Below are 23,331 nucleotides of genomic sequence, written 5' to 3' on the forward strand. Positions count from 1 at the left end.
AAGCTGGCGCTGGAAGGCGACAAGGGCGAACTGGGTGAAGTGGCGATCATGAACCTGGCCGACGCGCTGGACACGTACATCCCGACGCCGGAGCGCGCAGTTGACGGTGCGTTCCTGATGCCGGTGGAAGACGTGTTCTCGATCTCGGGTCGTGGCACGGTGGTGACGGGCCGCGTGGAGCGTGGCGTGGTGAAGGTCGGCGAGGAAATCGAAATTGTCGGTATCAAGCCGACGGTGAAGACGACCTGCACGGGCGTGGAAATGTTCCGCAAGCTGCTCGACCAGGGTCAGGCCGGCGACAACGTGGGTATCCTGCTGCGCGGCACGAAGCGCGAAGACGTGGAGCGTGGTCAGGTGCTGGCCAAGCCGGGTTCGATCACGCCGCACACGCACTTCACGGCAGAAGTGTACGTGCTGAGCAAGGACGAGGGCGGTCGTCATACGCCGTTCTTCAACAACTATCGCCCGCAGTTCTACTTCCGTACGACGGACGTGACGGGTTCGATCGAGTTGCCGAAGGACAAGGAAATGGTGATGCCGGGCGACAACGTGTCGATCACGGTGAAGCTGATTGCGCCGATCGCGATGGAAGAAGGCCTGCGCTTCGCCATCCGTGAAGGTGGCCGTACCGTCGGCGCCGGTGTCGTCGCCAAGATCATCGAGTAAAATCGAAGGTTTGCAGTTGCAGTAATTGGTGCCCGGGGCCGGGCACCCGCCCTCAGTGGGTGTCCGGTCCTACGTTCTTTTTTCGTTTGGTGGCGCAACGCCGCCTCGCTCTTTACAAGGAATCGTCATGCAGAACCAGAAAATCCGCATTCGCCTGAAGGCTTTCGACTATCGTCTGATCGATCAATCGGCGGCCGAAATCGTTGATACGGCAAAGCGGACTGGCGCTATCGTTCGTGGTCCGGTGCCACTGCCGACCCGTATCCAGCGTTTCGACATCCTGCGTTCGCCGCACGTCAACAAGACCTCGCGCGACCAGCTCGAAATCCGCACTCACCAACGCCTGATGGACATCGTCGACCCGACGGACAAGACCGTCGACGCGCTGATGAAGCTCGACCTGCCGGCTGGCGTGGACGTGGAGATCAAGCTGCAGTAAGGCTTCCTGCCGACTCCCGGCTTGTTGGGTGTCGCTAAGTCTTTGATTGCTTGCAGAAAACGAAAAGCCTTGCTATACTTCTAGGCTTTTCGCGCATTCGCGCAAAAAAGCCGGTGCGCTTCAAGTCGAAAAACGCTGGCATTTTGTAAATTAGCCCCGACCAATCGCAGTCGGGAATGGAGAAAACGATGAGCCTTGGACTCGTAGGTCGCAAGGTTGGCATGACCCGTATCTTCACGGCTGAAGGGGATTCGATTCCCGTTACCGTGCTGGACGTGTCCGACAACCGCGTGACGCAGATCAAGACTGTTGAAACCGACGGCTACACGGCCGTTCAGGTTGCATTCGGTACGCGCCGTGCATCGCGTGTGACGAAGCCGCTGGCCGGTCATCTCGCCAAAGCCGGTGTTGAAGCCGGTGAAATCCTCAAAGAATTCAAGATCGATGCCGCCAAGGCCGCCGAGCTGTCGAACGGCACCGTGGTCGGTCCCGACCTTTTCGAAGTGGGCCAGAAGGTCGACGTGCAAGGCGTGTCGATTGGTAAGGGCTACGCCGGTACCATCAAGCGTTACAACTTCGCATCCGGCCGTGCATCGCACGGTAACTCGCGCTCGCACAATGTGCCGGGCTCGATCGGTATGGCGCAGGATCCGGGTCGTGTTTTTCCGGGCAAGCGCATGACCGGTCACATGGGTGACGATACGGTAACGGTGCAAAACCTCGAAATCGCTCGTATCGACGCAGACCGCAAGCTGTTGCTGGTCAAGGGTGCTGTTCCCGGTGCGAAGGGCGGTAAGGTTTTCGTGACGCCGGCTGTGAAGGCTCGCGCCGTGAAAGGAGCGAAATAATGGAACTTAAGCTCCTGAATGCCAATGGTCAGGAAGGTGCGGCTGTTAGCGCGTCGGACGTCGTGTTCGGCCGTGACTACAACGAAGCCCTGATTCACCAGGTCGTAGTGGCCTACCAGGCGAATGCCCGTAGCGGCAACCGCGCGCAGAAGGATCGTGAGCAGGTCAAGCACACGACCAAGAAGCCGTGGCGCCAGAAGGGTACGGGTCGTGCCCGTGCCGGTATGTCGTCGAGCCCGTTGTGGCGCGGCGGTGGTCGTATTTTCCCGAATTCGCCGGAAGAAAACTTTTCGCACAAGGTCAACAAGAAGATGCATCGTGCAGGTCTCTGCTCGATCTTCTCGCAGCTGGCTCGCGAAGGCCGTATCTCTGTGGTCGACGAGCTGACGCTCGAAGCACCGAAGACGAAGCTGCTGGCCGAAAAATTCAAGGCGATGGGTCTCGACTCCGTGCTGGTGATCACCGACACGGTTGACGAAAACCTGTACCTCGCGTCGCGCAACCTCGCCCATGTGGCAGTTGTCGAGCCGCGTTACGCCGACCCGCTCTCGTTGATCTACTTCAAGAAGATCCTGATTACGAAGGCTGCGGTCGCCCAGATCGAGGAGTTGCTGTCATGAGCGAGATTCGCAAGAACGATCATCGTTTGATGCAGGTCCTGCTCGCGCCGGTGATCTCCGAAAAGGCGACGCTGGTGGCCGACAAGAACGAGCAGGTTGTGTTCGAAGTCGCGCCGGATGCCACGAAGCAGGAAGTGAAGGCTGCCGTTGAGCTGCTGTTCAAGGTGGAAGTCAATTCCGTCAACATGCTCGTCCAGAAGGGTAAAGCCAAGCGCTTTGGCCGCTTCATGGGCAAGCGCAAGGACGTGAAGAAGGCATACGTCTGCCTGAAGCCCGGCCAGGAAATCAACTTTGAAGCGGAGGCCAAGTAATCATGGCAATCGTTAAAGTTAAGCCGACTTCGCCGGGCCGCCGCGCGATGGTCAAGGTGGTCAACAAGGATCTGCATAAGGGTAAGCCGTACGCACCCCTGCTCGATTCCCAGAGCGTGACCGCCGGCCGTAACAACAACGGCCATATCACGACCCGTCACAAGGGTGGCGGTCATAAGCAGCATTATCGTATCGTCGACTTCCGTCGTACGAAAGACGGCATTCCTGCAAAGGTTGAGCGTCTCGAGTATGACCCGAACCGAAGCGCAAACATTGCGTTGGTTCTGTACGCAGACGGCGAGCGTCGCTACATCATCGCTCCGAAGGGTGTGACGGTTGGACAGCAATTGATGTCCGGTTCGGAAGCGCCGATCCGCGCAGGTAACACGCTGCCGATCCGCAACATTCCGGTTGGTACGACGATCCACTGCATCGAAATGCTGCCGGGCAAGGGCGCGCAAATGGCGCGTTCGGCTGGTACGTCGGCGATGTTGCTGGCTCGTGAAGGCACCTACGCGCAGGTTCGTCTGCGTTCGGGCGAAATCCGCCGCGTTCACGTTGAGTGCCGCGCGACGATTGGTGAAGTGGGCAACGAAGAGCATAGCCTCCGTCAAATCGGTAAGGCTGGCGCGAACCGCTGGCGCGGCATCCGCCCGACGGTGCGTGGCGTTGCAATGAACCCGGTCGATCACCCGCACGGTGGTGGTGAAGGCAAGACGGCTGCAGGTCGGGATCCGGTGAGCCCGTGGGGTACCCCGACGAAGGGTTATCGCACCCGTAGCAACAAGCGCACGACGACAATGATCGTCCAGCGCCGTCACAAGCGTTAAGGAGTAGGCAATGGCACGTTCTGTAAAAAAAGGTCCGTTCTGCGACGCCCATTTGCTGAAGAAAGTTGAGGCGGCTGCAGCTTCGCGTGACAAGAAGCCGATCAAAACCTGGTCGCGTCGTTCGACGATCCTCCCGGATTTCATCGGTCTGACGATTGCCGTGCACAACGGCCGTCAACACGTTCCGGTGTACATCTCGGAAAACATGGTCGGCCACAAGCTTGGCGAGTTCGCATTGACCCGGACGTTCAAGGGTCACGCGGCCGACAAGAAGGCCAAGAAATAAGGGGCTATCAAGATGGAAGTGAAAGCAATTCATCGCGGTGCCCGCATCTCGGCGCAGAAAACGCGCCTTGTGGCTGACCAGATCCGCGGTTTGCCGGTCGACAAGGCGTTGAACGTTCTGACGTTCTCGCCGAAGAAGGCTGCGGGAATCGTGAAAAAGGTCGTGCTGTCGGCGATCGCGAATGCGGAGCACAACGAAGGCGCCGATATCGACGAGCTCAAGATTACGAGCATCTACGTCGACAAGGCTGCCTCTCTCAAGCGTTTTACTGCGCGCGCTAAAGGCCGCGGTAACCGCATCGAGAAGCAATCCTGTCACATCACTGTGACGGTCGGGAATTAAGGAGTCATACGATGGGACAGAAAATTCATCCGACTGGCTTCCGTTTGGCCGTCAGCCGCAATTGGGCGTCGCGTTGGTACGCGAACAACAACAATTTCGCGGCGATGTTGCAGGAAGACATCGGTGTTCGTGAATACCTGAAGAAGAAGCTGAAGAACGCTTCGGTTGGCCGTGTCGTCATCGAGCGTCCGGCGAAAAACGCGCGCATCACGATTTACAGCTCGCGTCCGGGTGTGGTCATCGGCAAGAAGGGCGAGGATATCGAACTGCTGAAGACGGAACTGCAGCGCCGCATGGGCGTTCCGGTCCACGTCAACATCGAGGAAATCCGCAAGCCGGAAACCGATGCGCAATTGATCGCTGATTCGATCACGCAACAGCTCGAGCGCCGGATCATGTTCCGCCGCGCGATGAAGCGTGCGATGCAAAACGCAATGCGTCTGGGTGCTCAGGGCATCAAGATCATGAGCGCTGGCCGTCTGAATGGTATCGAAATCGCCCGTACGGAATGGTATCGCGAAGGTCGCGTGCCGCTTCATACGCTGCGCGCCGATATCGACTACGCAACTTCGGAAGCGAAGACGACCTACGGCATCATTGGCGTGAAGGTGTGGGTCTACAAGGGCGATACGCTCGGCCGCAATGATGCTCCGGCGGTGGAAGAAGTCGCCGAAGAAAAGCGTCCGCGCCGCAACGCACGTCCGGGTGGCGATCGCCGTCCGCGTCGCGATGGTGAAGGTGGTGGCCCGGCAGGTGCACGCCGTGGCGCTCCTCGTCGCGCTGGTGGCGACGGGAAGACTGGAGAATAACGATGCTGCAACCGAAACGCAGAAAGTATCGCAAAGAGCAGAAAGGTCGTAACACCGGTATCGCAACCCGCGGCAACGCGGTGTCGTTCGGTGAATTCGGTCTGAAGGCTATCGGTCGCGGCCGTCTGACCGCGCGCCAGATTGAAGCGGCGCGTCGTGCCATGACCCGCCACATCAAGCGTGGTGGCCGCATCTGGATCCGCATCTTCCCGGACAAGCCGATCTCGCACAAGCCGGCGGAAGTACGTATGGGTAACGGTAAAGGTAACCCGGAGTATTACGTCGCGGAGATTCAACCGGGCAAGATGCTGTACGAAATGGACGGCGTAACCGAAGAGCTGGCACGCGAAGCGTTCCGTCTGGCTGCAGCGAAGCTGCCGCTGAAGACGACGTTCATCGTGCGCCAGCTCGGCGCCTAAGGAGTAAATGATGAAGGCTTCCGAACTTCACCAGAAAGATCAGGCCGCGCTCAACAAGGAGCTGTCGGACCTGTTGAAGGCGCAATTCGGCCTGCGCATGCAACTCGCGACCCAGCAGCTCACGAACACGAGCCAGCTGAAGAAGGTTCGTCGCGACATCGCCCGTGTGCGGACCGTCCTGACTGAGAAGGCGAACCAGAAATGAACGATAGCGTAAAAACCTCGCTCAAGCGGACGCTGGTCGGCAAGGTCGTCAGCAACAAGATGGACAAGACGGTCACCGTGCTGGTCGAGCACCGCGTGAAGCACCCGATCTACGGCAAGTACGTTGTGCGTTCGAAGAAGTACCACGCGCACGACGACGCGAACACGTACAACGAGGGTGACCTCGTTGAAATCCAGGAAACGCGTCCGATTTCGAAGACGAAAGCTTGGGTTGTGTCCCGCCTGGTTGAGGCTGCTCGCGTCATCTGACGCCGCAAAGTTGTAGAAGCAGTTGAAATCGCAGTAAGTTTCGCTTGCAAGACCGAGATTATTTGTTATAATTTCGGTCTTCCCTCTTTGTGGGAGCCCCGTCGCGGGCGAAGTTGGTGGGGGAAGCGGTTCAGGCGCCAGTCTGCTCCGAAGGATTCACCGGATTGCGATGGCGGGTTTCGTTTGCCGTCGCTGCTGTTCTAACCCAAGCAGCCGATTGGCTGACGGGACCAAGACTGACCGGGTGCGCCATGGTGGTGTGACCGGATTAAGTTGGGAAAGATAAACCATGATCCAGACCGAAACTCGGCTTGAAGTGGCCGACAACACGGGTGCGCGTGAAGTCATGTGCATCAAGGTGCTCGGCGGCTCGAAGCGTCGTTATGCCAGCATTGGCGACATCATCAAGGTGACCGTCAAAGAGGCAACGCCGCGCGGGCGCGTAAAGAAAGGCGAAATTTATAACGCCGTGGTGGTTCGCACCGCCAAGGGCGTGCGTCGTCAAGACGGCTCGCTAATCAAGTTCGATGGCAACGCCGCCGTGCTTTTGAATACCAAGCTCGAGCCTATCGGCACCCGCATTTTTGGGCCGGTCACGCGTGAGTTGCGTAGCGAACGATTCATGAAGATCGTCTCGCTGGCACCGGAAGTGCTGTAAGGAGTCGCGATGAACAAGATTCGCAAAGGTGACGAAGTTATCGTCATCACCGGCAAGGACAAGGGCAAGCGCGGCATCGTGCTGACCGTTGGCGAAAACCATGTGACAGTCGAGGGTATTAATCTCGTCAAGAAGCATGTAAAGCCGAACCCGATGAAGGGTACGACGGGCGGTGTGGAAGCCAAGACGATGCCGCTGCAAATTTCGAACGTCGCATTGGTCGACGCGAATGGCAAGGCGTCGCGTGTAGGCATCAAGGTCGAAGGAGACAAGAAAGTCCGTTTCCTTAAGACGACCGGTGCCGAGCTGAGCGCCTGACGCAGCGGAGTAAAAAATGGCTCGTTTGCAAGAATTTTACAAAGAGAAGGTTGTACCCGGCCTCATCGAGAAGTTCGGTTACAAGTCTGTGATGGAAGTGCCGCGCATCACCAAGATCACCCTGAACATGGGTGTCGGTGAAGCAATCGCGGACAAGAAAGTCATCGAAAACGCCGTCGGCGACCTGACGAAGATTGCTGGCCAGAAGCCGGTTATCACGAAGGCACGCAAGGCAATCGCTGGGTTCAAGATCCGTCAGGGCTATCCGATCGGTGCAATGGTCACGTTGCGTGGTCAGGCAATGTACGAATTTCTGGACCGTTTCGTGACGGTTGCGCTCCCGCGTGTGCGTGACTTCCGTGGCGTGTCGGGTCGTGCGTTCGACGGTCGTGGCAACTACAACATCGGTGTGAAAGAGCAGATCATTTTCCCCGAAATCGATTACGACAAGATCGACGCGCTGCGTGGGCTGAACATCAGCATCACGACGACTGCGAAGACCGACGACGAAGCAAAGGCACTGCTCGCCAGCTTCAAGTTCCCGTTCAGAAACTGAGGTTACCGTGGCTAAACTGGCACTGATCGAACGTGAAAAGAAGCGCGCTCGCCTTGCTGCAAAGTTCGCTCCCAAGCGCGCCGAGCTGAAGGCCGTCATCGACGACCAAAGCAAGTCGGATGAAGAGCGTTATGCAGCCCGTCTGGAACTGCAGCAACTGCCGCGTAACTCTAACCCGACCCGTAAGCGCAACCGTTGCGCCATCACTGGTCGTCCGCGCGGTACGTTCCGTAAATTCGGGCTGGCGCGTAACAAGATTCGCGAAATCGCGTTCCGCGGCGAGATCCCTGGCCTGACCAAGGCGAGCTGGTAATAGGAGAAACGTAAATGAGCATGAGTGATCCTATCGCCGATATGCTGACTCGCATCCGCAACGCGCAGATGGTCGAGAAGGTTTCGGTGGCGATGCCCTCGTCGAAAGTCAAGGTTGCGATTGCGCAGGTCCTGAAGGACGAAGGCTATATCGACGATTTCGCAGTGAAGTCTGAAGGTGCGAAGTCGGAATTGAACATCGCGTTGAAGTACTACGCTGGCCGTCCGGTCATCGAGCGCCTTGAGCGCGTCTCGAAGCCTGGCCTGCGTGTATACCGCGGCCGTAACGACATCCCGCAGGTCATGAATGGCCTCGGCGTGGCAATCGTATCGACGCCGAAGGGCGTGATGACGGACCGCAAGGCGCGCGCTACGGGCGTTGGCGGCGAAGTCATCTGCTACGTCGCTTAAGGCCGAAAGGAGAGAGAAACATGTCTCGAGTAGGTAAAAGCCCTGTCGCGCTGCAAGGCGCAGAAGTGGCTCTGAGCGATGAGCGTATCACCGTGAAGGGCCCGCTGGGTACGATTACGCAGGCTGCAAACCGCCTCGTTAAAGTGGTGAACGACAACGGCACGCTGAAGTTCGAGCCGATTGACGACAGCCGCGAAGCGAATGCGATGTCGGGCACGATGCGCGCGCTGGTTGCGAACATGGTGAACGGCGTGACGAAGGGTTTCGAGCGCAAGCTGACGCTGGTTGGCGTCGGTTACCGCGCACAGGCGCAAGGCGACAAGCTGAACCTGTCGCTGGGTTTCTCGCACCCCGTGGTGCACCAGATGCCGGAAGGCGTCAAGGCTGAAACCCCGACGCAAACCGAAATCGTGATCAAGGGGATCAGTAAGCAACAAGTTGGCCAGGTCGCGGCAGAAGTGCGCGGCTATCGTCCGCCGGAGCCCTACAAGGGCAAGGGCGTGCGTTACGCCAACGAGGTTGTGATCCTCAAAGAAACGAAGAAGAAGTAAGGGTGCGCAATCATGGATAAGACTCAATCTCGCCTGCGCCGCGCTCGTCAGACGCGTATCAAGATCGCTGAGCTGCAGGTCGCGCGTCTCGCCGTGCATCGCACGAACACGCACATCTATGCGCAAGTGTTCTCGCCGTGCGGCACCAAGGTGCTCGCCAGCGCGTCGACGCTCGAAGCCGAAGTGCGTGCGCAACTGGCCGACAAGACGGGTAAGGGCGGCAACGTTGCTGCTGCTACCCTGATCGGTAAGCGCATTGCAGAAAAGGCTAAGGCTGCCGGCATCGAATCCGTCGCCTTCGACCGCTCGGGTTTCCGCTACCACGGCCGCGTGAAGGCGCTGGCTGATGCGGCGCGCGAAGCCGGGCTCAAGTTCTAAGGGAAGGAATTCGTCATGGCAAAGATGCAAGCGAAAGTTCAGGCTGACGAACGCGACGACGGCCTTCGCGAAAAGATGATTTCGGTCAACCGCGTGACCAAGGTCGTGAAGGGTGGCCGGATTCTCGGTTTCGCCGCGCTGACCGTGGTTGGCGACGGTGATGGCCGCGTCGGTATGGGCAAGGGCAAGGCGAAGGAAGTGCCGGTCGCTGTCCAGAAGGCAATGGAGCAGGCTCGCCGCAACATGTTCAAGGTGCCGCTCAAAAACGGCACCCTGCAGCACGAAGTGCACGGTAAGCACGGCGCATCGATGGTCCTCCTCGCCCCGGCGAAGGACGGTACCGGTGTGATCGCTGGCGGCCCGATGCGCGCTGTGTTCGACGTGATGGGCGTGCAGAACGTTGTGGCCAAGAGCCACGGTTCGACGAACCCGTACAACCTCGTTCGTGCAACGCTCGACGGTCTGCGCAAGCAGTCGACGCCGGGCGACATCGCGGCGAAGCGTGGCAAGTCCGTCGAAGATATTCTGGGCTAAAGGTGGACACCATGTCTGATAAAACTGTCAAGGTCCAGCTCGTCAAGAGCCTGATCGGCACCCGCGAAACGCATCGTGCGACGGTGCGTGGTCTGGGCCTGCGCCGACTCAACTCGGTTAGCGAGTTGCAGGACACGCCGGCTGTGCGCGGCATGATCAACAAGGTTTCGTACCTCGTTAAGGTCATCAGCTAAGCGGCTGACCGGGACTCAAGGAGTTGATAATGGAATTGAATAACCTGAAGCCGGCTGAAGGCGCGAAGCACGCAAAGCGTCGCGTTGGTCGCGGCATCGGCTCCGGCCTCGGCAAGACCGCAGGTCGTGGTCACAAGGGTCAGAAATCGCGTTCGGGCGGTTTCCACAAAGTTGGCTTCGAAGGCGGTCAAATGCCGCTGCAACGTCGTCTGCCGAAGCGTGGCTTCACGTCGCTGACAAAGGAATTCGTCGGTGAAGTGCGTCTCGCTGATCTGGAAAAGCTGCCGGTCGACGAAATCGACTTGCTGGCTCTGAAGCAAGCCGGTCTGGTTGGCGAGCTGACGAGGAGCGCCAAGATCATCGCGACGGGCGAGCTGAAGCGCAAGATCGTTGTGAAGGGTCTGGGTGCGACGAAGGGTGCGCGCGCTGCTATCGAAGCGGCCGGCGGCTCATTTGCCGAGTAACGCGCAAGTCGATTGCCGTCACTAGCATTTGCATCGGAGAACGTACTTGGCTAACAGCCCGAGTCTCGCAAAACCCGGTCGAAGCGCGGCGAAGTTTGGCGATCTGCGTCGACGAGCAGTTTTTTTGCTCATGGCGCTGATCGTCTACCGTATCGGTGCGCATATTCCGGTGCCGGGTATCGACCCGGACCAACTGGCGAAGCTGTTCCAAAGCCAGTCGGGCGGCATCCTTGGCATGTTCAACATGTTTTCGGGTGGCGCACTTTCGCGGTTCACGATTTTCGCGCTTGGGATCATGCCGTATATCTCGGCGTCGATCATCATGCAGTTGCTGGCGATTGTTTCGCCGCAGCTCGAAGCGTTGAAGAAGGAAGGGCAGGCAGGTCAGCGGAAGATTACGCAGTACACGCGGGTCTTCACCGTGTTGCTGGCAACCTTCCAGGCGTTTGGCATTGCAGTCGCGCTGGAAAACCAGCCGGGATTGGTACTCGATCCGGGCATGGTGTTTCGGTTGACGACGGTTGTGACGCTTGTCACGGGCACGATGTTCCTGATGTGGCTGGGTGAGCAGATCACGGAACGCGGGCTCGGCAACGGCATCTCGATCATCATTTTCGGCGGGATTGCGGCCGGTTTTCCGAACGCAATTGGTGGTCTGTTCGAACTGGTGCGAACCGGCTCGATGAGCATCATCTCCGCGATCATTGTGGTGTTTCTGATTGCTGCTGTGACGTATCTGGTGGTGTTCATCGAACGCGGCCAGCGCAAGATTCTTGTGAATTACGCCAAGCGGCAGGTCGGCAACAAAATTTACGGCGGCCAGTCTTCGCATTTGCCGCTGAAGCTGAACATGTCGGGTGTGATTCCGCCGATCTTTGCGTCGTCGATCATTCTCTTCCCGGCAACCATCCTGAACTGGTTTAGTTCAGGGTCACGTAACAGCTGGTTCGGTGACACGCTGCATAACGTGGCCGAGGCCGTCAAGCCAGGCCAACCGGTGTACGTGTTGTTGTATGCGTTGGCGATCGTGTTCTTCTGTTTTTTCTACACCGCACTGGTGTTCAACAGCAGGGAAACGGCCGACAACCTGAAGAAAAGCGGCGCTTTCGTTCCGGGCATCCGTCCGGGCGATCAGACGGCGCGATATATTGACCGCATCCTCACGCGTCTGACGCTGGCCGGTGCGATCTACATCGTGTTCGTTTGCTTGCTGCCGGAGTTTCTGGTGCTGCGCTGGAACGTGCCGTTTTATTTTGGTGGAACGTCGCTGCTGATCATTGTCGTCGTCACAATGGACTTCATGGCGCAGGTGCAGTCGTACGTTATGTCGCAACAGTATGAATCGCTGCTGAAGAAAGCCAATTTCAAAGGCGGCGGCGTCCCGATGCGTTGAAAGGACTTATGGCCAAAGACGATGTAATCCAGATGCAGGGTGAAGTCATCGAAAACCTGCCTAACGCTACCTTCAGGGTAAAGCTGGAAAACGGCCATGTCGTATTGGGACACATATCCGGCAAGATGCGGATGCACTATATCCGTATTCTGCCGGGCGACAAGGTGACGGTTGAATTGACGCCTTACGATCTGTCGCGTGCGCGGATCGTGTTCCGGGCGAAGTGATTTGAAAAAGGGTAATATCATGAAAGTGATGGCATCGGTTAAGCGCATTTGCCGCAATTGCAAGATCATCAAGCGCAAGGGCGTTGTGCGCGTGATTTGCAGCTCTGATCCGCGCCACAAACAGCGTCAAGGCTGAACGCCGCGCTTTTGCTTGCGCTTTTTGTTTGAGGAAAAACAATGGCTCGTATCGCAGGGGTTAACATCCCGAACCACCAGCACACCGAAATCGGCCTGACGGCGATTTACGGTATCGGCCGCACGCGTTCGCGCGACATTTGCGTCGCCGCTGGTGTGGCATTTTCGAAAAAGGTCAAAGACCTGAACGACGCAGATCTCGAAAAGCTGCGTGAAGAAGTCGGCAAGTTCATCGTTGAAGGCGATCTGCGCCGTGAAACGACGATGAACATCAAGCGCCTGATGGATCTCGGCTGCTATCGTGGCGTGCGCCATCGCAAGGGTCTGCCCCTGCGCGGCCAGCGCACGCGTACGAATGCCCGTACGCGCAAGGGTCCGCGTCGTGCAGCGCAATCGCTGAAGAAGTAAGCGGAACTGACAGTTACAGGAAAACGTAATGGCTAAGGCTTCGAACAACTCCGCGGCGCAACGCGTTCGCAAGAAGGTCAAGAAGAACGTCGCCGAGGGCGTGGTTCACGTTCACGCGTCGTTCAACAACACCATCATCACGATCACCGATCGTCAAGGCAATGCACTTGCCTGGGCAACGTCGGGTGGCCAGGGTTTCAAGGGCTCGCGTAAGTCGACGCCGTTTGCAGCACAGGTTGCAGCGGAATCGGCTGGCCGCGTGGCGATGGAATACGGCGTAAAGAACCTCGAAGTGCGGATCAAGGGCCCAGGCCCTGGCCGTGAGTCCGCGGTGCGCGCGTTGCATGGTCTTGGCATCAAGATCACCGCGATCTCCGACGTGACGCCGGTGCCGCACAACGGCTGCCGTCCGCCGAAGCGTCGTCGTATCTAAGACGTCGTTTTTGCTAGCGCCTGTTGCCGCTTTACGCGGCGGCAGGCTGCTGGCGTTATTGAATTGACTAAGCCCACCGTTCGACCCAAAGGGTTCGGACTAGCGCGAACTTAAATTCGCGTGATTTATCATAGAAGGAATGCAAAGTGGCACGCTATATCGGCCCTAAAGCCAAGCTCTCCCGCCGTGAAGGCACTGACCTCTTCCTGAAGAGCGCCCGTCGTTCGCTCGCTGACAAGTGCAAGCTTGACAGCAAGCCGGGCCAACATGGCCGCACCTCGGGCGCCCGTACGTCCGATTACGGCACGCAGCTGCGCGAAAAGCAAAAAGTCAAGCGTATCTACGGTGTCCTCGAACGCCAGTTCCGTCGTTACTTCGCCGAAGCAGACCGCCGCAAAGGCAACACGGGTGAAAACCTGCTGCAATTGCTCGAGTCGCGTCTCGATAACGTCGTGTACCGCATGGGCTTCGGCTCGACGCGCGCTGAAGCGCGCCAGCTCGTGAGCCACAAGGCAATCATGGTGAATGGCCAGGTCGCTAACATTCCGTCGCTGCAAGTGAAGTCGGGCGATGTGGTTGCCGTGCGCGAACAGTCGAAGAAGCAGGCGCGTATTGTCGAAGCGCTGTCGCTGGCTGAGCAGGGCGGTCTGGCGAGCTGGGTCGCTGTCGATGCGAAGAAGTTCGAAGGTACGTTCAAGCAAATGCCGGAACGTAGCGACATCGCTGGCGATATCAACGAAAGCCTGATCGTCGAATTGTATTCGCGGTAATCGGATTGACGGCCGGGGCACCCCGATTGCGTTACGCAAGGGGGAGCCTCGGCTGTTTATTTTCAGGTTGTTACCGGTCAGCCTTATCGGTGTAACGAGCCGAGGGTATTGAAAAGGAAAACCTATGCAAACCAGTTTGTTGAAGCCCAAGATCATTGCAGTTGAATCGCTCGGCGAGAGCCATGCGAAAGTGGTCATGGAACCGTTTGAACGCGGTTACGGCCACACCTTGGGTAACGCGCTTCGGCGTGTGTTGCTTTCGTCGATGGTTGGCTACGCGCCGACCGAAGTCACGATCGCAGGCGTCGTGCACGAGTACTCGACGCTCGACGGTGTGCAGGAGGACGTGGTCAACCTGTTGCTGAACTTGAAGGGTGTGGTGTTCAAGCTGCATAACCGTGATGAAGTGACGGTCACACTGCGCAAGGAAGGCGAAGGCGTTGTCACCGCTGGCGACATTGAACTTGCTCACGATTGCGAAGTGATCAACCCGGATCACGTGATTGCGCATCTGTCGAAGGGCGGCAAGCTCGACGTGCAGATCAAAGTCGAAAAGGGCCGCGGCTATGTGCCGGGTAACGTGCGTCGCTATGGCGACGAGTCGGCCAAGATCATCGGCCGCATCGTGCTGGACGCGTCTTTCTCGCCGGTTCGCCGCGTGAGCTATGCAGTGGAAAGCGCGCGTGTCGAACAGCGTACTGACCTCGACAAGCTCGTGATGAACATTGAAACCAACGGCGTGATTTCGCCGGAAGAGGCGATCCGTCAATCGGCGCGTATTCTGGTTGATCAATTGTCGGTGTTCGCAGCTCTGGAAGGCACGGAAGCCACGGCGGAAGCACCGTCGCGTGCGCCGCAGATCGATCCGATCCTGCTGCGTCCGGTTGATGACCTCGAATTGACGGTTCGTTCCGCGAACTGCCTGAAGGCCGAGAACATTTACTACATTGGCGACCTGATCCAGCGCACGGAAAACGAGCTGCTCAAGACGCCGAATCTGGGCCGCAAGTCGCTGAACGAGATCAAGGAAGTACTCGCTTCGCGTGGTCTGACCCTCGGCATGAAGCTCGAAAACTGGCCGCCGGCTGGCCTCGACAAGTAATTCGCACGCTGTACCGCGACTGGCAAAGACGCGGATTTTCCTTTAAAATCCGCGTCTTGCTTTTTTCACTACCGGCCCGTGCGCTCGCCGATCTCAGGATCGGGCGAGCGCGATAGAAGAGCTGGACCAAAACTTTGAATCAAGGAAACTGAAATGCGTCACCGTCATGGTCTGCGGAAACTGAACCGCACGAGCAGCCACCGTCTGGCAATGCTCCGTAACATGTCCAACTCGCTGATCGAGCACGAAGTCATCAAGACCACGCTGCCGAAAGCGAAGGAACTCCGTAAAGTCGTCGAGCCGCTGATCACGCTCGGCAAAAAGCCGTCGCTGGCAAATCGTCGTCTGGCGTTCAACCGCCTGCGCGATCGTGACTCGGTCACGAAGCTGTTCGACGTGCTTGGCCCGCGCTTCGCGAATCGTCCTGGTGGCTATCTGCGCATCCTGAAGTTCGGTTTCCGCGTAGGCGACAACGCGCCGATGGCTCTGGTCGAACTGCTGGACCGCCCGGATGTCGTTGAAGCGGACGACGTGCAGGAAGCGGAATAAGCATCGCGGCAATACCCAACAAAAAAGCCAGGCATTTGCCTGGCTTTTTTGCTTTCCGCGATCACGTGTTGGTGCTGCGCCTCAAAGCGGCGTTATTGGTCCGGGTGATACGATAGGGTCAGTGGATTCTTGACCCAGCGGAGCCCATTGTGAGTGTGAATGTAACGTTGATCCTGACGACGGTGCCTGATGCGGAAAGTGCGCAAAAGCTTGCGTCCGCGGCGTTGAGCACCCGGCTCGCTGCATGCGTGACGCAACTCGGCTCGGTGCGTTCGAACTATCACTGGCAGGGCAAGCTCGAATCCGCCGATGAAATCCAGTTGCTCTTCAAGACAAGCGTCGCACGGGCGCTGGAGCTCGAACAGTTGATCCAGACGCTTCATCCGTACGACACTCCCGAAATCCTTTCATGGCAAGCGACCGCCTCAGCCGGATACGGCCAGTGGGTCAATGCCGAAACTCAACGCTCTCTTCATGTTTAATCGCCTGAACCGGCATGCACGCGCTGTGTTGCGTGCCGTCGCATTGTCAGTGTGTTTCCTTCTCGCGCTGCCGTTTGCCGGCGCAGTCCACGCTGCGGACGATTTTCTCGACCCAGACGTCGCTTTCAAATTCAGCGCGAGCGAGCAACCCGGCGAAGTCGTTGTTCACTACAAAATCGCCGACGGTTACTACATGTACCGTGAGCGTTTCAATTTCGCGACGCGTAACGGAGCCGTGAGCCTCGGCGACGCCCGCTTGCCTGCCGGGCACGTCAAGTTCGACGATACATTTCAGAAAAACGTCGAAACGTATCGCGGTGACCTGACGATTGACATCCCGGTCAAATCGGCCTCAGGTGCTTTTGACCTGGCGGTCACCTCGCAGGGATGCGCCGATGCGGGTATCTGTTATCCGCCGATGGAACGCGTGTATCACGTGAGCGGCGCAGCACTGAAGGCGGCGGATTCGGGCGCAAACGCTGTTGCCGGCCCGTCGTCGCTGACCGCTGCCTTGGAACCGTCCGAGGGGGAATCCTGGTACCAACGCGCGACGAGCGCCGACTACGCGGCATCTCTGCTGCAAGGAGGCGGTTTCCTTGCCATCATGGGGCTGTATTTCGTCGCGGGCGTCGTGTTGAGCCTTCTTCCGTGTTCGTATCCGATGATTCCGATCCTCTCAGCAATCATCATCGGCGAGGGCGCCAAGGTAACGCGGGCGCGCGGGTTCGCGCTGTCGCTCGCCTACGTGGTCGGTATGGCGCTTGTCTACACGGCGCTTGGGGTTGCCGCTGCGCTTGTCGGACAGAGCCTCGGGGCGTGGTTGCAGAATCCCTGGGTGCTGGGGGCGTTCGCGGTGCTGCTCACCGGCTTTGCACTCACGTTGATCGCGGGTTTCGATCTCGCGCTTCCTCAGCGCTGGCAGGATGGCGCCTCGCGCGTATCGCAGGGCCGCTCGGGAGGCAAATTCGCGGCCGTGGCGGGGATGGGCGCGTTATCGGCGCTCGTGGTCGGTGCGTGCATGACGGCGCCCCTATTCGCCGTTCTAGCGTTCATTGCACACACGGGCAACGCAGTGCTTGGCGGTGCCGCGCTGTTTTCGATGGGCATAGGACTTGGCGTGCCGCTTCTGGTCATCGGAGTTGGCGCAGGGACGTTGTTGCCGCGCGCCGGCACGTGGATGGACGGCGTGAAGGTATTTTTCGGGGTCGTATTGCTCGCGGCTGCACTGTGGATCGTCTGGCCCGTGCTTGCGTCAGCGGCACAAATGCTGCTGAGCGCGCTGTGGCTGCTGGTGGCGGCCGCCTCGCTGGGACTTTTCACGCCGAATGCAGGTGGAAGCTCAATATGGCGCAGGCTCGGCCGCGGTGTCGGCGCGGCGCTCGCAATCTGGGCGGCGGTACTGCTGGTCGGCGTTGCCGCCGGTTCGTCCGATCCGCTGCGTCCGCTGGCGGTGCTTGCGGCGCGTGGCCAGGCGGCTGCCGGCACGCGAGTAGATGAACCCGCGTTCGCGCCAGTTCGCTCGTCCGGGGAACTGGATCAGGCGGTCAAGACAGCAGCTCAGCCGGCGATGCTCGATTTCTATGCGGACTGGTGCGTCAGCTGTAAGGAAATGGAGAAATTCACCTTCAGCGACCCGCGCGTCCACGCGAAACTGCAGCAACTTCACCTGCTGCGGGCGGACGTCACCGCCAACAACACAGACGATCAGGCGTTGCTCAAGCGCTTCAACCTGTTTGGACCGCCCGGGATCATCTTCTTCGATCGGGGCGGCAAGGAGGTATTGCGCGTGGTGGGATATGAACCTGCCGATGTTTTCCTGCGCAGTCTTGATCGCGCAGCAGCGTCGAAGTCCTAGCCGTCGATTTCGATCGGCCGGGCGACCACCGCGCATGGCGAACATAACAGCGCAAAAAGAGGCGTTTCGCCCTGAGCGAAACGCCTCTTTACATGCACTAGCTGGTCAACGCGCGCCGCGCGATTACTTCTGCGAGCGCAGGATCCTCGCTGCATCGAGCGCGAAGTATGTAAGCACGCCATCGGCACCTGCGCGCTTGAACGCCAGCAGCGACTCCATCATCGCCTTGTCGTGATCGAGCCAGCCATTTTGCGATGCGGCCTTAAGCATCGCGTATTCGCCGCTCACCTGATACACGTAAGTCGGAAAACGGAACTCATCCTTCACGCGGCGGACGATGTCGAGGTACGGCATGCCCGGTTTCACCATCACCATGTCCGCGCCCTCCTCGATATCCATGCGCACCTCGCGCAGGGCTTCGTCGGAATTCGACGGGTCCATCTGATACGTCATCTTGTTGCCCTTTCCGAGATTCGTCGCTGAACCGACGGCGTCACGGAAGGGACCGTAAAAGGCCGACGCGAACTTGGCCGAATAAGCCATGATCCGCGTGTGAATGTGATCTTCGCTTTCAAGCATCTCGCGAATCGCGCCGATCCGGCCGTCCATCATGTCCGAAGGAGCGACGATATCAACACCCGCTTCAGCTTGCGCACGCGCCTGCTCGACCAGGATCTCGACGGTCTGGTCGTTGATCACGTAGCCCGATTCGTCGAGTACGCCATCCTGGCCGTGGCTCGTATACGGGTCCAACGCCACGTCAGTCAGCACACCAAGGTCGGGGAAATGCTTTTTCAGTTCACGGACCGCGCGCGGAATCAGGCCCGCCGCGCTGGTGGCTTCGCGCCCATCCGGCGTCTTCAGCGATGGCTCGATGGCCGGGAACAGCGAAATGACCGGCACGCCAAGTTCGACGCATTGTTCGGCCACGCCCATCAACAGATCCACCGACACACGCTCGACGCCCGGCATGGACGGCACAGCCTGTCGCACGTTCGTGCCTTCGACGACAAATACCGGATAGATCAGGTCGTTGGTAGTGAGAATGTTTTCGCGCATCAGGCGACGCGAGAAATCGTCACGGCGCATGCGGCGCGGACGGTGGTGCGGATAGAAGCTCATATCGAATGTCGTGCGTGGAGATTGAAGAAAAACTTGCCCCTCCGCCTTCCCGAAACCTTTTTGAGACAATGGTATATCATAGCGTTCGAGCAAGGCGCCTTGCGCTGACCTCCCCGCTTCTCCTCCCTGAGCGGGTGCCTGTCGTTTTTTCGATTAGGCTGTTTGACCCGCCGTCATTAGCGGCGGGTTTTTTTATGGGCGACGAAAAGTAGTGCCAGCTTATTCCGTCGCAGCGGGTTCGTCGGCCGACGTAGGCGCCACCCAGCTTTCGATCAGCTCGTGCGCTTCGTCCAGCCCAATGCGTTTCAGGGCGGAAAACAGCTGTACGGTCAACTCGCCTTGGTAGCCGGCGGCGCGATACTCGGCGAGGCCCTTTTGTGTCGAACGCAGAGCATTCACGCTTTCCTGCCGCGACAATTTGTCGCACTTCGTCAAGAGGGTATGGATCGGCTTGCCGGTAGGCGCAAACCATTCAATCATCGTTCGATCGAGGTCGGTCAGAGGGCGACGCGAATCCATCATCAGAATCATGCCGCGCAACTGCGCTCGCGATTGCAGATAAGCGGACAGGAGCGCTTCCCAGTGCGCCTTCGCAGCGCCGGGAACCTCGGCATAGCCATAGCCTGGCAGATCGACCAGATGAGCGACCGGCTCTGCCGCCGGCCCCACCGAGAAATAGTTGATGTGCTGTGTGCGCCCTGGCGTTTTGCTGGCGAAGGCGAGGCGCTTCTGGTTGCACAGGAGGTTGATGGCGGTCGACTTCCCTGCATTGGAGCGCCCGGCAAAGGCGACCTCGGGTTGAGACGTCGCCGGCAGATCACGCAGATGATTGACGGTCGTGAAGAAGCGGGCTTGGTGGAGCAGGAAGGACATGAGGGAACCAGGGTGTGAGACGCCCGGTGGCCCGGATTGGGGACGGGGCAAGCCCGACTGGCGTCTTCGCGATTAGGGAGTTATTGTACAATACGACGGTTTACTGAAGACCTGTGGGGCGAGGAGCGAGTCTCCGCAGTGCAAATCAGCGGTAAAAGCCGTGCAAGCCGGTGATGTGTTTCATGCAGTGCGTTTCAAGCGGTCGCCGTCGTATTTTGCAGAACCTCTAATTCCCACAAGACGAAACAGGGTGTGCGAATGAATCGACTGTTCAAGTCTCTGATGGTGCTTCAGGTAGCGACAGGTCTTTCAGGTTTGGGTTGGGTAGCGGGGGCAAGAGCAGCAGATCCGGCAAAACCGGACGTGAATCGGGGGCAGGCAATTGCGGCGCAGGTTTGCGCTTCGTGTCACGGTGCGGACGGTAACAGTGCCGGTGGTGCGTATCCGAAGCTCGCGGGTCAACATCCCGAGTACCTCGTGAAGCAGCTCATGGATTTCAAGACGCAGCCCGGCGCAAAGCAGCCGGCGCGCAACAATGCGATCATGGCGGGCATGGCAGCCGCGCTATCCGATCAGGACATGAACAACGTGGCCGCGTACTTTGCAGCGCAGCTACCGAAACCCGGCTACGCACACAACAAGAATACGGTTCCGATGGGTCAGCGGATCTATCGCGGCGGTATTGCGGACAAGGGTGTGCCGGCGTGTGCGAGCTGTCACGGCCCGACGGGGCAAGGAATTCCGTCTCAGTACCCGCGTCTGTCGGGGCAGTGGTCGGATTACACGGTCGCGCAGCTGACCGCGTTCCAGCAAGGGCCCGGTGCTCGCAACAACAACGAAGCGATGCACACGGTTTCGAACCGCTTGTCGGATAGCGAGATCAAGGCAGTCGCCGATTACATCGCGGGCTTGCACTAGGAAGTCCGCACGCAGGTGCAACTGGCCCGTCCAGGCCGGTAAAAAATAAGAAAAGGGTGGGGGCGTCGTCACGAGACGATGGCCCTCCACCCTTTTTTGCTGTTCAGTCGGAGTTTGAATGAGCGTCACCACGTCGGGTTTGCAGTTGAAGTCGGGCAAGCGCGCGATGCGCAGTGCGGTCGAGTTGTTGGGTTCGATGCGCTTCGCCATTGCGATGCTCGTGATCCTTGCGATCGCGAGCATCATTGGCACCGTCCTCACCCAGGACGATCCGTATCCCAACTACGTCAATCAGTTCGGCCCGTTCTGGGCAGACATCTTCCGCTCGCTGAGCCTGTACAACGTGTACAGCGCCTGGTGGTTCATGCTGATCCTCGGTTTTCTCATCGTGTCGGTCTCGCTGTGCGTGATCCGCAACGCGCCGAAAATGATCGCCGACATGAAGAGCTGGAAGGTCAAGGTCCGCGAAGGCAGCCTTCGTGCGTTTCATCACAAGGGCGAGTTCGCTGTGCACGGCACGCGCGCGCAGACCGTTGCACTGCTGGCGAAGCTGTCGGGCAAACTCGGCTATAAATTCGTTACGCGCGAAACGGACGGCGCCACGCTGATCGCGGCGAAGCGCGGGGCGATGACCCGGCTCGGCTACATCTTTGCGCACCTTGCGATTGTCGTGATCTGTCTCGGCGGTCTGCTCGACAGCAACCTGCCGATCAAGCTCCAGATGTGGCTCTTCGACAAGACGCCGATCCGCAGCAACACTGTCATCAACGACATCCCGCCTGAACACCGCATGTCGCAGTCGAATCCGACGTTCCGCGGCTACGCCTGGGTGCCGGAAGGGCAACACGTATCGACGGCGATCCTGAACCAGCAGGACGGCTCGCTGATCCAGGACCTGCCGTTCTCGATCGAACTGAACAAGTTCATCGTCGACTACTACTCGACTGGCATGCCGAAGCTCTTCGCGAGCGATATCGTCGTGATCGATCATAAGACCGGCGCGCGCATTCCCGCGCGCGTCGAGGTGAACAAGCCGTTCGAGTACGACGGCGTGTCGATCTATCAGTCCAGCTTCCAGGACGGCGGCTCACAAATGCAGATGACGGCCTACCCGATGACGGGCAACACCGCGAAGACCGTGCCGTTCGGCGGCGCGATTGGCGGCACGGCTGCGCTCATCGCGTCGATGGCAGGTGCGGACGGGCAGACCATCGAGTTCACCGATTTCCGTGCGATCAACGTCGAAAACATCTCGAACGGCAGCGGCGCGAACGACGTGCGCGGCGTGGCCGCGCATCACTCGCTGAAGGAAGCGTTCGACGAGCGCCTCGGCTCCGGCGCGAAGTCATCGAAGCCGATGGATCTGCACAATGTCGGGCCGTCGGTGCAGTACAAGGTGCGCGACAAGGATGGCCAGGCGCGCGAGTACAACAATTACATGCTGCCCGTCGATGTGAATGGCGAGCGCATGTTCCTCGCCGGCATGCGCACGAACCCGGACGATCCGTTCCGCTACCTCCGCATTCCCGCCGACGCCGGCGGCACCGTCAAGGAATGGATGAATCTGCGCGCGACGCTCGAAAATCCGACGATGCGCGCGCAAGCCGCACACCGCTTCGCACAGCGCTCGGTGCCGGGCTCGAATCAGGAGCTTCAACAGCATCTCGAAGAAAGCGCGTCCCGGGTACTGACCCTCTTTGCGGGCGGAGATGAGACTGAAGGCAAGGCTTCAAACGGGCAGATCGTCGGTGGGTTCCAGGCGATTGCTGCGTTCATTGACCATTCGATACCGAAGGCCGAGCAGGAAAAGGCCGCGGGCCTGCTTCTGCGCATGCTGGAAGGCTCGATGTGGGATCTGTGGCAACTGTCCCGCGAACAGGCCGGTGAACCGGATGTGAAGCCGGATGCGGACACCACCCGTTTCGTGCAAAGCTCGATCAACGCGCTATCTGACAGCTTTTTGTACGGATCGCCGGTCTACCTGCAACTTGATTCCTTCAAGCAGATCCAGGCCTCGGTATTCCAGCTGACCCGCGCACCTGGCAAAAAAGTCGTGTATCTTGGCAGCCTGCTCCTCGTGTTGGGCATCTTCTCGATGTTCTACGTGCGTGAAAGGCGCCTCTGGTTCTGGCTCAAAGATACTGAACACGGCGTGAACGTCGTGATGGCGATGTCGAGCGCGCGCAAGACACTCGATTTCGAGAGAGAATTTGCCCAGACACGCGACGCAGTCGGCGTCGTGCTGGGCGTCAACCCCACCGATGCATCCGCCGCCGCCGCGCCAGAGGGCGCGCCGAAGTCGGCAGGCTCACAGGATTCGACCCGGTAAGATCATGGACTTGTCTCAGGTTTCTTCCTCCTCCTCTTCGTCTTCGCGTCGCAGCGGCCTCGCCGACATGGCGAATCACGCGGCGCTTCTCGACGACCGTCCGTTTTTGAAGCGTCTTGGCGTTTTCGACTGGCTGTTCGCGCTTGCGATGGTTGCCGGTGCGGGTTTTGCGCTTTCGCGCTATCACCCGTACATGAATTATTACGACAAGCTGGTGCTGGTGTGCGCCGTGCCGGTTTTCGTGGTGCTCGGCTGGCGCTGGAAGCCCGCGCGTCTGCTGATCGCGGGTATCGCCGTGCTGTCGCTGTTTGCCAT

At 59.1% G+C, this 23,331-nt stretch carries 36 protein-coding genes and 1 pseudogene; 35 read left to right on the plus strand and 2 right to left on the minus strand.

Going from position 1 to position 23,331, the window contains the following annotated elements; translation table 11 throughout:
• The 32 genes from P3T23_RS44530 to dsbD form a co-directional block, all read left to right on the plus strand.
• Positions 1-666 (plus strand): EF-Tu/IF-2/RF-3 family GTPase (locus tag P3T23_RS44530; protein WP_429322416.1); only part of this gene is annotated, 666 nt, incomplete at its 5' end.
• 127 nt (positions 667-793) lie between these two features.
• On the plus strand, positions 794-1,105 hold the full coding sequence (gene rpsJ / locus P3T23_RS44535) for a 30S ribosomal protein S10 (protein ID WP_006998489.1): 312 nt from the start codon (positions 794-796) through the stop codon (positions 1,103-1,105).
• A gap of 188 nt (positions 1,106-1,293) precedes the next feature.
• The gene (gene rplC / locus P3T23_RS44540) at positions 1,294-1,953 is read left to right on the plus strand and encodes a 50S ribosomal protein L3 (RefSeq protein WP_429322417.1); all 660 of its coding nucleotides are present in this window, start codon (positions 1,294-1,296) and stop codon (positions 1,951-1,953) included.
• Complete coding sequence (gene rplD / locus P3T23_RS44545) at positions 1,953-2,573, plus strand: 50S ribosomal protein L4 (protein WP_090537177.1); 621 nt, start codon at positions 1,953-1,955, stop codon at positions 2,571-2,573. The genes rplC and rplD overlap by 1 nt, the downstream gene beginning before the upstream one ends.
• Positions 2,570-2,884 (plus strand): 50S ribosomal protein L23, encoded by a 315-nt coding sequence (gene rplW / locus P3T23_RS44550; protein ID WP_429322418.1) that lies wholly within the window; start codon positions 2,570-2,572, stop codon positions 2,882-2,884. The genes rplD and rplW overlap by 4 nt, the downstream gene beginning before the upstream one ends.
• Before the next feature lie 2 nt (positions 2,885-2,886).
• Positions 2,887-3,714 carry a 50S ribosomal protein L2 gene (rplB, locus tag P3T23_RS44555; protein ID WP_429322419.1) on the plus strand — a complete coding sequence of 276 codons (828 nt, stop codon included), beginning with the start codon at positions 2,887-2,889 and terminating at the stop codon, positions 3,712-3,714.
• 10 nt (positions 3,715-3,724) lie between these two features.
• Positions 3,725-4,000, plus strand: a complete 276-nt coding sequence (gene rpsS, locus P3T23_RS44560) for a 30S ribosomal protein S19 (RefSeq protein ID WP_004199273.1) — start codon at positions 3,725-3,727, stop codon at positions 3,998-4,000.
• 12 nt (positions 4,001-4,012) lie between these two features.
• A complete protein-coding gene (gene rplV, locus P3T23_RS44565) occupies positions 4,013-4,342 on the plus strand; it encodes a 50S ribosomal protein L22 (RefSeq protein WP_007730533.1) in 330 nt (109 codons plus the stop codon).
• 11 nt (positions 4,343-4,353) lie between these two features.
• Positions 4,354-5,151 carry a 30S ribosomal protein S3 gene (gene rpsC / locus P3T23_RS44570; RefSeq protein WP_429322420.1) on the plus strand — a complete coding sequence of 266 codons (798 nt, stop codon included), beginning with the start codon at positions 4,354-4,356 and terminating at the stop codon, positions 5,149-5,151.
• 2 nt (positions 5,152-5,153) lie between these two features.
• Entirely contained in the window at positions 5,154-5,570 is a 417-nt protein-coding gene (gene rplP / locus P3T23_RS44575; RefSeq protein WP_007180131.1) for a 50S ribosomal protein L16, read from the plus strand.
• A gap of 10 nt (positions 5,571-5,580) precedes the next feature.
• Positions 5,581-5,775: a 50S ribosomal protein L29 gene (gene rpmC / locus P3T23_RS44580; RefSeq protein ID WP_007180130.1), complete on the plus strand. Its 195-nt coding sequence runs from the start codon at positions 5,581-5,583 to the stop codon at positions 5,773-5,775.
• Positions 5,772-6,044, plus strand: coding sequence for a 30S ribosomal protein S17 (gene rpsQ, locus P3T23_RS44585; RefSeq protein ID WP_133661209.1), 273 nt, complete (start codon positions 5,772-5,774; stop codon positions 6,042-6,044). Before rpmC ends, rpsQ begins: the two co-directional genes overlap by 4 nt.
• 289 nt (positions 6,045-6,333) lie before the next feature.
• A complete protein-coding gene (rplN, locus tag P3T23_RS44590) occupies positions 6,334-6,702 on the plus strand; it encodes a 50S ribosomal protein L14 (protein WP_006998478.1) in 369 nt (122 codons plus the stop codon).
• Positions 6,703-6,711: 9 nt separating this feature from the next.
• Positions 6,712-7,020, plus strand: a complete 309-nt coding sequence (gene rplX / locus P3T23_RS44595) for a 50S ribosomal protein L24 (protein ID WP_429322421.1) — start codon at positions 6,712-6,714, stop codon at positions 7,018-7,020.
• Between the two features lie 16 nt (positions 7,021-7,036).
• Complete coding sequence (gene rplE / locus P3T23_RS44600) at positions 7,037-7,576, plus strand: 50S ribosomal protein L5 (protein ID WP_133661208.1); 540 nt, start codon at positions 7,037-7,039, stop codon at positions 7,574-7,576.
• 7 nt (positions 7,577-7,583) lie between these two features.
• Entirely contained in the window at positions 7,584-7,889 is a 306-nt protein-coding gene (gene rpsN, locus P3T23_RS44605; RefSeq protein ID WP_133661207.1) for a 30S ribosomal protein S14, read from the plus strand.
• A gap of 14 nt (positions 7,890-7,903) precedes the next feature.
• Positions 7,904-8,299, plus strand: a complete 396-nt coding sequence (gene rpsH / locus P3T23_RS44610) for a 30S ribosomal protein S8 (RefSeq protein ID WP_252984561.1) — start codon at positions 7,904-7,906, stop codon at positions 8,297-8,299.
• 20 nt (positions 8,300-8,319) lie between these two features.
• Positions 8,320-8,850, plus strand: a complete 531-nt coding sequence (rplF, locus tag P3T23_RS44615; protein ID WP_429322422.1) for a 50S ribosomal protein L6 — start codon at positions 8,320-8,322, stop codon at positions 8,848-8,850.
• A 12-nt stretch (positions 8,851-8,862) separates the two neighbouring features.
• On the plus strand, positions 8,863-9,228 hold the full coding sequence (rplR, locus tag P3T23_RS44620) for a 50S ribosomal protein L18 (RefSeq protein ID WP_094778387.1): 366 nt from the start codon (positions 8,863-8,865) through the stop codon (positions 9,226-9,228).
• Positions 9,229-9,243: 15 nt separating this feature from the next.
• The gene (gene rpsE / locus P3T23_RS44625) at positions 9,244-9,762 is read left to right on the plus strand and encodes a 30S ribosomal protein S5 (RefSeq protein WP_006052219.1); all 519 of its coding nucleotides are present in this window, start codon (positions 9,244-9,246) and stop codon (positions 9,760-9,762) included.
• Positions 9,763-9,773: 11 nt separating this feature from the next.
• Complete coding sequence (gene rpmD, locus P3T23_RS44630; RefSeq protein WP_007180126.1) at positions 9,774-9,956, plus strand: 50S ribosomal protein L30; 183 nt, start codon at positions 9,774-9,776, stop codon at positions 9,954-9,956.
• Between the two features lie 29 nt (positions 9,957-9,985).
• Positions 9,986-10,420, plus strand: coding sequence for a 50S ribosomal protein L15 (rplO, locus tag P3T23_RS44635; RefSeq protein ID WP_133661204.1), 435 nt, complete (start codon positions 9,986-9,988; stop codon positions 10,418-10,420).
• A 46-nt stretch (positions 10,421-10,466) separates the two neighbouring features.
• A complete protein-coding gene (secY, locus tag P3T23_RS44640) occupies positions 10,467-11,813 on the plus strand; it encodes a preprotein translocase subunit SecY (protein WP_429322423.1) in 1,347 nt (448 codons plus the stop codon).
• 8 nt (positions 11,814-11,821) lie between these two features.
• Positions 11,822-12,040 carry a translation initiation factor IF-1 gene (infA, locus tag P3T23_RS44645; RefSeq protein WP_004521905.1) on the plus strand — a complete coding sequence of 73 codons (219 nt, stop codon included), beginning with the start codon at positions 11,822-11,824 and terminating at the stop codon, positions 12,038-12,040.
• Positions 12,041-12,059: 19 nt separating this feature from the next.
• The gene (rpmJ, locus tag P3T23_RS44650; protein WP_004199844.1) at positions 12,060-12,176 is read left to right on the plus strand and encodes a 50S ribosomal protein L36; all 117 of its coding nucleotides are present in this window, start codon (positions 12,060-12,062) and stop codon (positions 12,174-12,176) included.
• A gap of 41 nt (positions 12,177-12,217) precedes the next feature.
• Positions 12,218-12,583 carry a 30S ribosomal protein S13 gene (gene rpsM, locus P3T23_RS44655; protein ID WP_006052223.1) on the plus strand — a complete coding sequence of 122 codons (366 nt, stop codon included), beginning with the start codon at positions 12,218-12,220 and terminating at the stop codon, positions 12,581-12,583.
• A gap of 28 nt (positions 12,584-12,611) precedes the next feature.
• On the plus strand, positions 12,612-13,016 hold the full coding sequence (gene rpsK / locus P3T23_RS44660) for a 30S ribosomal protein S11 (protein WP_006052224.1): 405 nt from the start codon (positions 12,612-12,614) through the stop codon (positions 13,014-13,016).
• Between the two features lie 146 nt (positions 13,017-13,162).
• Positions 13,163-13,786 carry a 30S ribosomal protein S4 gene (rpsD, locus tag P3T23_RS44665; protein WP_133661202.1) on the plus strand — a complete coding sequence of 208 codons (624 nt, stop codon included), beginning with the start codon at positions 13,163-13,165 and terminating at the stop codon, positions 13,784-13,786.
• Positions 13,787-13,910: 124 nt separating this feature from the next.
• On the plus strand, positions 13,911-14,888 hold the full coding sequence (locus P3T23_RS44670) for a DNA-directed RNA polymerase subunit alpha (RefSeq protein ID WP_133661201.1): 978 nt from the start codon (positions 13,911-13,913) through the stop codon (positions 14,886-14,888).
• A gap of 153 nt (positions 14,889-15,041) precedes the next feature.
• On the plus strand, positions 15,042-15,437 hold the full coding sequence (gene rplQ, locus P3T23_RS44675; RefSeq protein ID WP_429322424.1) for a 50S ribosomal protein L17: 396 nt from the start codon (positions 15,042-15,044) through the stop codon (positions 15,435-15,437).
• A 149-nt stretch (positions 15,438-15,586) separates the two neighbouring features.
• On the plus strand, positions 15,587-15,919 hold the full coding sequence (cutA, locus tag P3T23_RS44680; RefSeq protein WP_429322425.1) for a divalent-cation tolerance protein CutA: 333 nt from the start codon (positions 15,587-15,589) through the stop codon (positions 15,917-15,919).
• Positions 15,912-17,774, plus strand: a complete 1,863-nt coding sequence (gene dsbD, locus P3T23_RS44685; protein ID WP_429322430.1) for a protein-disulfide reductase DsbD — start codon at positions 15,912-15,914, stop codon at positions 17,772-17,774. Before cutA ends, dsbD begins: the two co-directional genes overlap by 8 nt.
• A gap of 123 nt (positions 17,775-17,897) precedes the next feature.
• Here the strand turns inward: dsbD and hemB are convergent, their stop codons facing one another.
• Positions 17,898-18,896, minus strand: coding sequence for a porphobilinogen synthase (hemB, locus tag P3T23_RS44690; protein WP_429322426.1), 999 nt, complete (start codon positions 18,894-18,896; stop codon positions 17,898-17,900).
• Between the two features lie 219 nt (positions 18,897-19,115).
• Positions 19,116-19,769, minus strand: a complete 654-nt coding sequence (gene yihA, locus P3T23_RS44695; RefSeq protein WP_429322427.1) for a ribosome biogenesis GTP-binding protein YihA/YsxC — start codon at positions 19,767-19,769, stop codon at positions 19,116-19,118.
• A 258-nt stretch (positions 19,770-20,027) separates the two neighbouring features.
• Here yihA and P3T23_RS44700 point away from each other — a divergent pair, with 258 nt between their 5' ends.
• The 3 genes and pseudogenes from P3T23_RS44700 to P3T23_RS44710 all read left to right on the plus strand — a co-directional run.
• Positions 20,028-20,687 (plus strand): c-type cytochrome, encoded by a 660-nt coding sequence (locus P3T23_RS44700; protein ID WP_429322428.1) that lies wholly within the window; start codon positions 20,028-20,030, stop codon positions 20,685-20,687.
• Positions 20,688-20,805: 118 nt separating this feature from the next.
• Positions 20,806-23,016, plus strand: coding sequence for a cytochrome c biogenesis protein ResB (locus P3T23_RS44705; RefSeq protein WP_429322429.1), 2,211 nt, complete (start codon positions 20,806-20,808; stop codon positions 23,014-23,016).
• Between the two features lie 4 nt (positions 23,017-23,020).
• Positions 23,021-23,331: pseudogene (locus tag P3T23_RS44710) on the plus strand (c-type cytochrome biogenesis protein CcsB); the annotation flags it as partial.

The sequence above is a fragment of the Paraburkholderia sp. GAS448 genome (genome assembly GCF_050435685.1).
Lineage (GTDB): Bacteria > Pseudomonadota > Gammaproteobacteria > Burkholderiales > Burkholderiaceae > Paraburkholderia.

Excerpts from the sequence above, each read along its gene's own strand:
- rpsH (WP_252984561.1), top strand. The coding sequence starts at position 7,904 with ATGAGCATGAGTGATCCTATCGCCGATATGCTGACTCGCATCCGCAAC.
- rplQ (WP_429322424.1), top strand. The coding sequence starts at position 15,042 with ATGCGTCACCGTCATGGTCTGCGGAAACTGAACCGCACGAGCAGCCAC.
- rplP (WP_007180131.1), top strand. The coding sequence starts at position 5,154 with ATGCTGCAACCGAAACGCAGAAAGTATCGCAAAGAGCAGAAAGGTCGT.
- rpsC (WP_429322420.1), top strand. The coding sequence starts at position 4,354 with ATGGGACAGAAAATTCATCCGACTGGCTTCCGTTTGGCCGTCAGCCGC.
- hemB (WP_429322426.1), bottom strand. The coding sequence starts at position 18,896 with ATGAGCTTCTATCCGCACCACCGTCCGCGCCGCATGCGCCGTGACGAT.
- dsbD (WP_429322430.1), top strand. The coding sequence starts at position 15,912 with ATGTTTAATCGCCTGAACCGGCATGCACGCGCTGTGTTGCGTGCCGTC.
- rplR (WP_094778387.1), top strand. The coding sequence starts at position 8,863 with ATGGATAAGACTCAATCTCGCCTGCGCCGCGCTCGTCAGACGCGTATC.
- rplB (WP_429322419.1), top strand. The coding sequence starts at position 2,887 with ATGGCAATCGTTAAAGTTAAGCCGACTTCGCCGGGCCGCCGCGCGATG.
- rpsJ (WP_006998489.1), top strand. The coding sequence starts at position 794 with ATGCAGAACCAGAAAATCCGCATTCGCCTGAAGGCTTTCGACTATCGT.
- infA (WP_004521905.1), top strand. The coding sequence starts at position 11,822 with ATGGCCAAAGACGATGTAATCCAGATGCAGGGTGAAGTCATCGAAAAC.
- rplE (WP_133661208.1), top strand. The coding sequence starts at position 7,037 with ATGGCTCGTTTGCAAGAATTTTACAAAGAGAAGGTTGTACCCGGCCTC.
- P3T23_RS44705 (WP_429322429.1), top strand. The coding sequence starts at position 20,806 with ATGAGCGTCACCACGTCGGGTTTGCAGTTGAAGTCGGGCAAGCGCGCG.
- rplX (WP_429322421.1), top strand. The coding sequence starts at position 6,712 with ATGAACAAGATTCGCAAAGGTGACGAAGTTATCGTCATCACCGGCAAG.
- rpsE (WP_006052219.1), top strand. The coding sequence starts at position 9,244 with ATGGCAAAGATGCAAGCGAAAGTTCAGGCTGACGAACGCGACGACGGC.
- rpsS (WP_004199273.1), top strand. The coding sequence starts at position 3,725 with ATGGCACGTTCTGTAAAAAAAGGTCCGTTCTGCGACGCCCATTTGCTG.
- rplN (WP_006998478.1), top strand. The coding sequence starts at position 6,334 with ATGATCCAGACCGAAACTCGGCTTGAAGTGGCCGACAACACGGGTGCG.
- rplC (WP_429322417.1), top strand. The coding sequence starts at position 1,294 with ATGAGCCTTGGACTCGTAGGTCGCAAGGTTGGCATGACCCGTATCTTC.
- rplF (WP_429322422.1), top strand. The coding sequence starts at position 8,320 with ATGTCTCGAGTAGGTAAAAGCCCTGTCGCGCTGCAAGGCGCAGAAGTG.
- P3T23_RS44670 (WP_133661201.1), top strand. The coding sequence starts at position 13,911 with ATGCAAACCAGTTTGTTGAAGCCCAAGATCATTGCAGTTGAATCGCTC.
- rplD (WP_090537177.1), top strand. The coding sequence starts at position 1,953 with ATGGAACTTAAGCTCCTGAATGCCAATGGTCAGGAAGGTGCGGCTGTT.
- rpmC (WP_007180130.1), top strand. The coding sequence starts at position 5,581 with ATGAAGGCTTCCGAACTTCACCAGAAAGATCAGGCCGCGCTCAACAAG.
- P3T23_RS44700 (WP_429322428.1), top strand. The coding sequence starts at position 20,028 with ATGAATCGACTGTTCAAGTCTCTGATGGTGCTTCAGGTAGCGACAGGT.
- rpsM (WP_006052223.1), top strand. The coding sequence starts at position 12,218 with ATGGCTCGTATCGCAGGGGTTAACATCCCGAACCACCAGCACACCGAA.
- rpmJ (WP_004199844.1), top strand. The coding sequence starts at position 12,060 with ATGAAAGTGATGGCATCGGTTAAGCGCATTTGCCGCAATTGCAAGATC.
- rplV (WP_007730533.1), top strand. The coding sequence starts at position 4,013 with ATGGAAGTGAAAGCAATTCATCGCGGTGCCCGCATCTCGGCGCAGAAA.
- rpsK (WP_006052224.1), top strand. The coding sequence starts at position 12,612 with ATGGCTAAGGCTTCGAACAACTCCGCGGCGCAACGCGTTCGCAAGAAG.
- rpsQ (WP_133661209.1), top strand. The coding sequence starts at position 5,772 with ATGAACGATAGCGTAAAAACCTCGCTCAAGCGGACGCTGGTCGGCAAG.
- yihA (WP_429322427.1), bottom strand. The coding sequence starts at position 19,769 with ATGTCCTTCCTGCTCCACCAAGCCCGCTTCTTCACGACCGTCAATCAT.
- rplO (WP_133661204.1), top strand. The coding sequence starts at position 9,986 with ATGGAATTGAATAACCTGAAGCCGGCTGAAGGCGCGAAGCACGCAAAG.
- rpmD (WP_007180126.1), top strand. The coding sequence starts at position 9,774 with ATGTCTGATAAAACTGTCAAGGTCCAGCTCGTCAAGAGCCTGATCGGC.
- rplW (WP_429322418.1), top strand. The coding sequence starts at position 2,570 with ATGAGCGAGATTCGCAAGAACGATCATCGTTTGATGCAGGTCCTGCTC.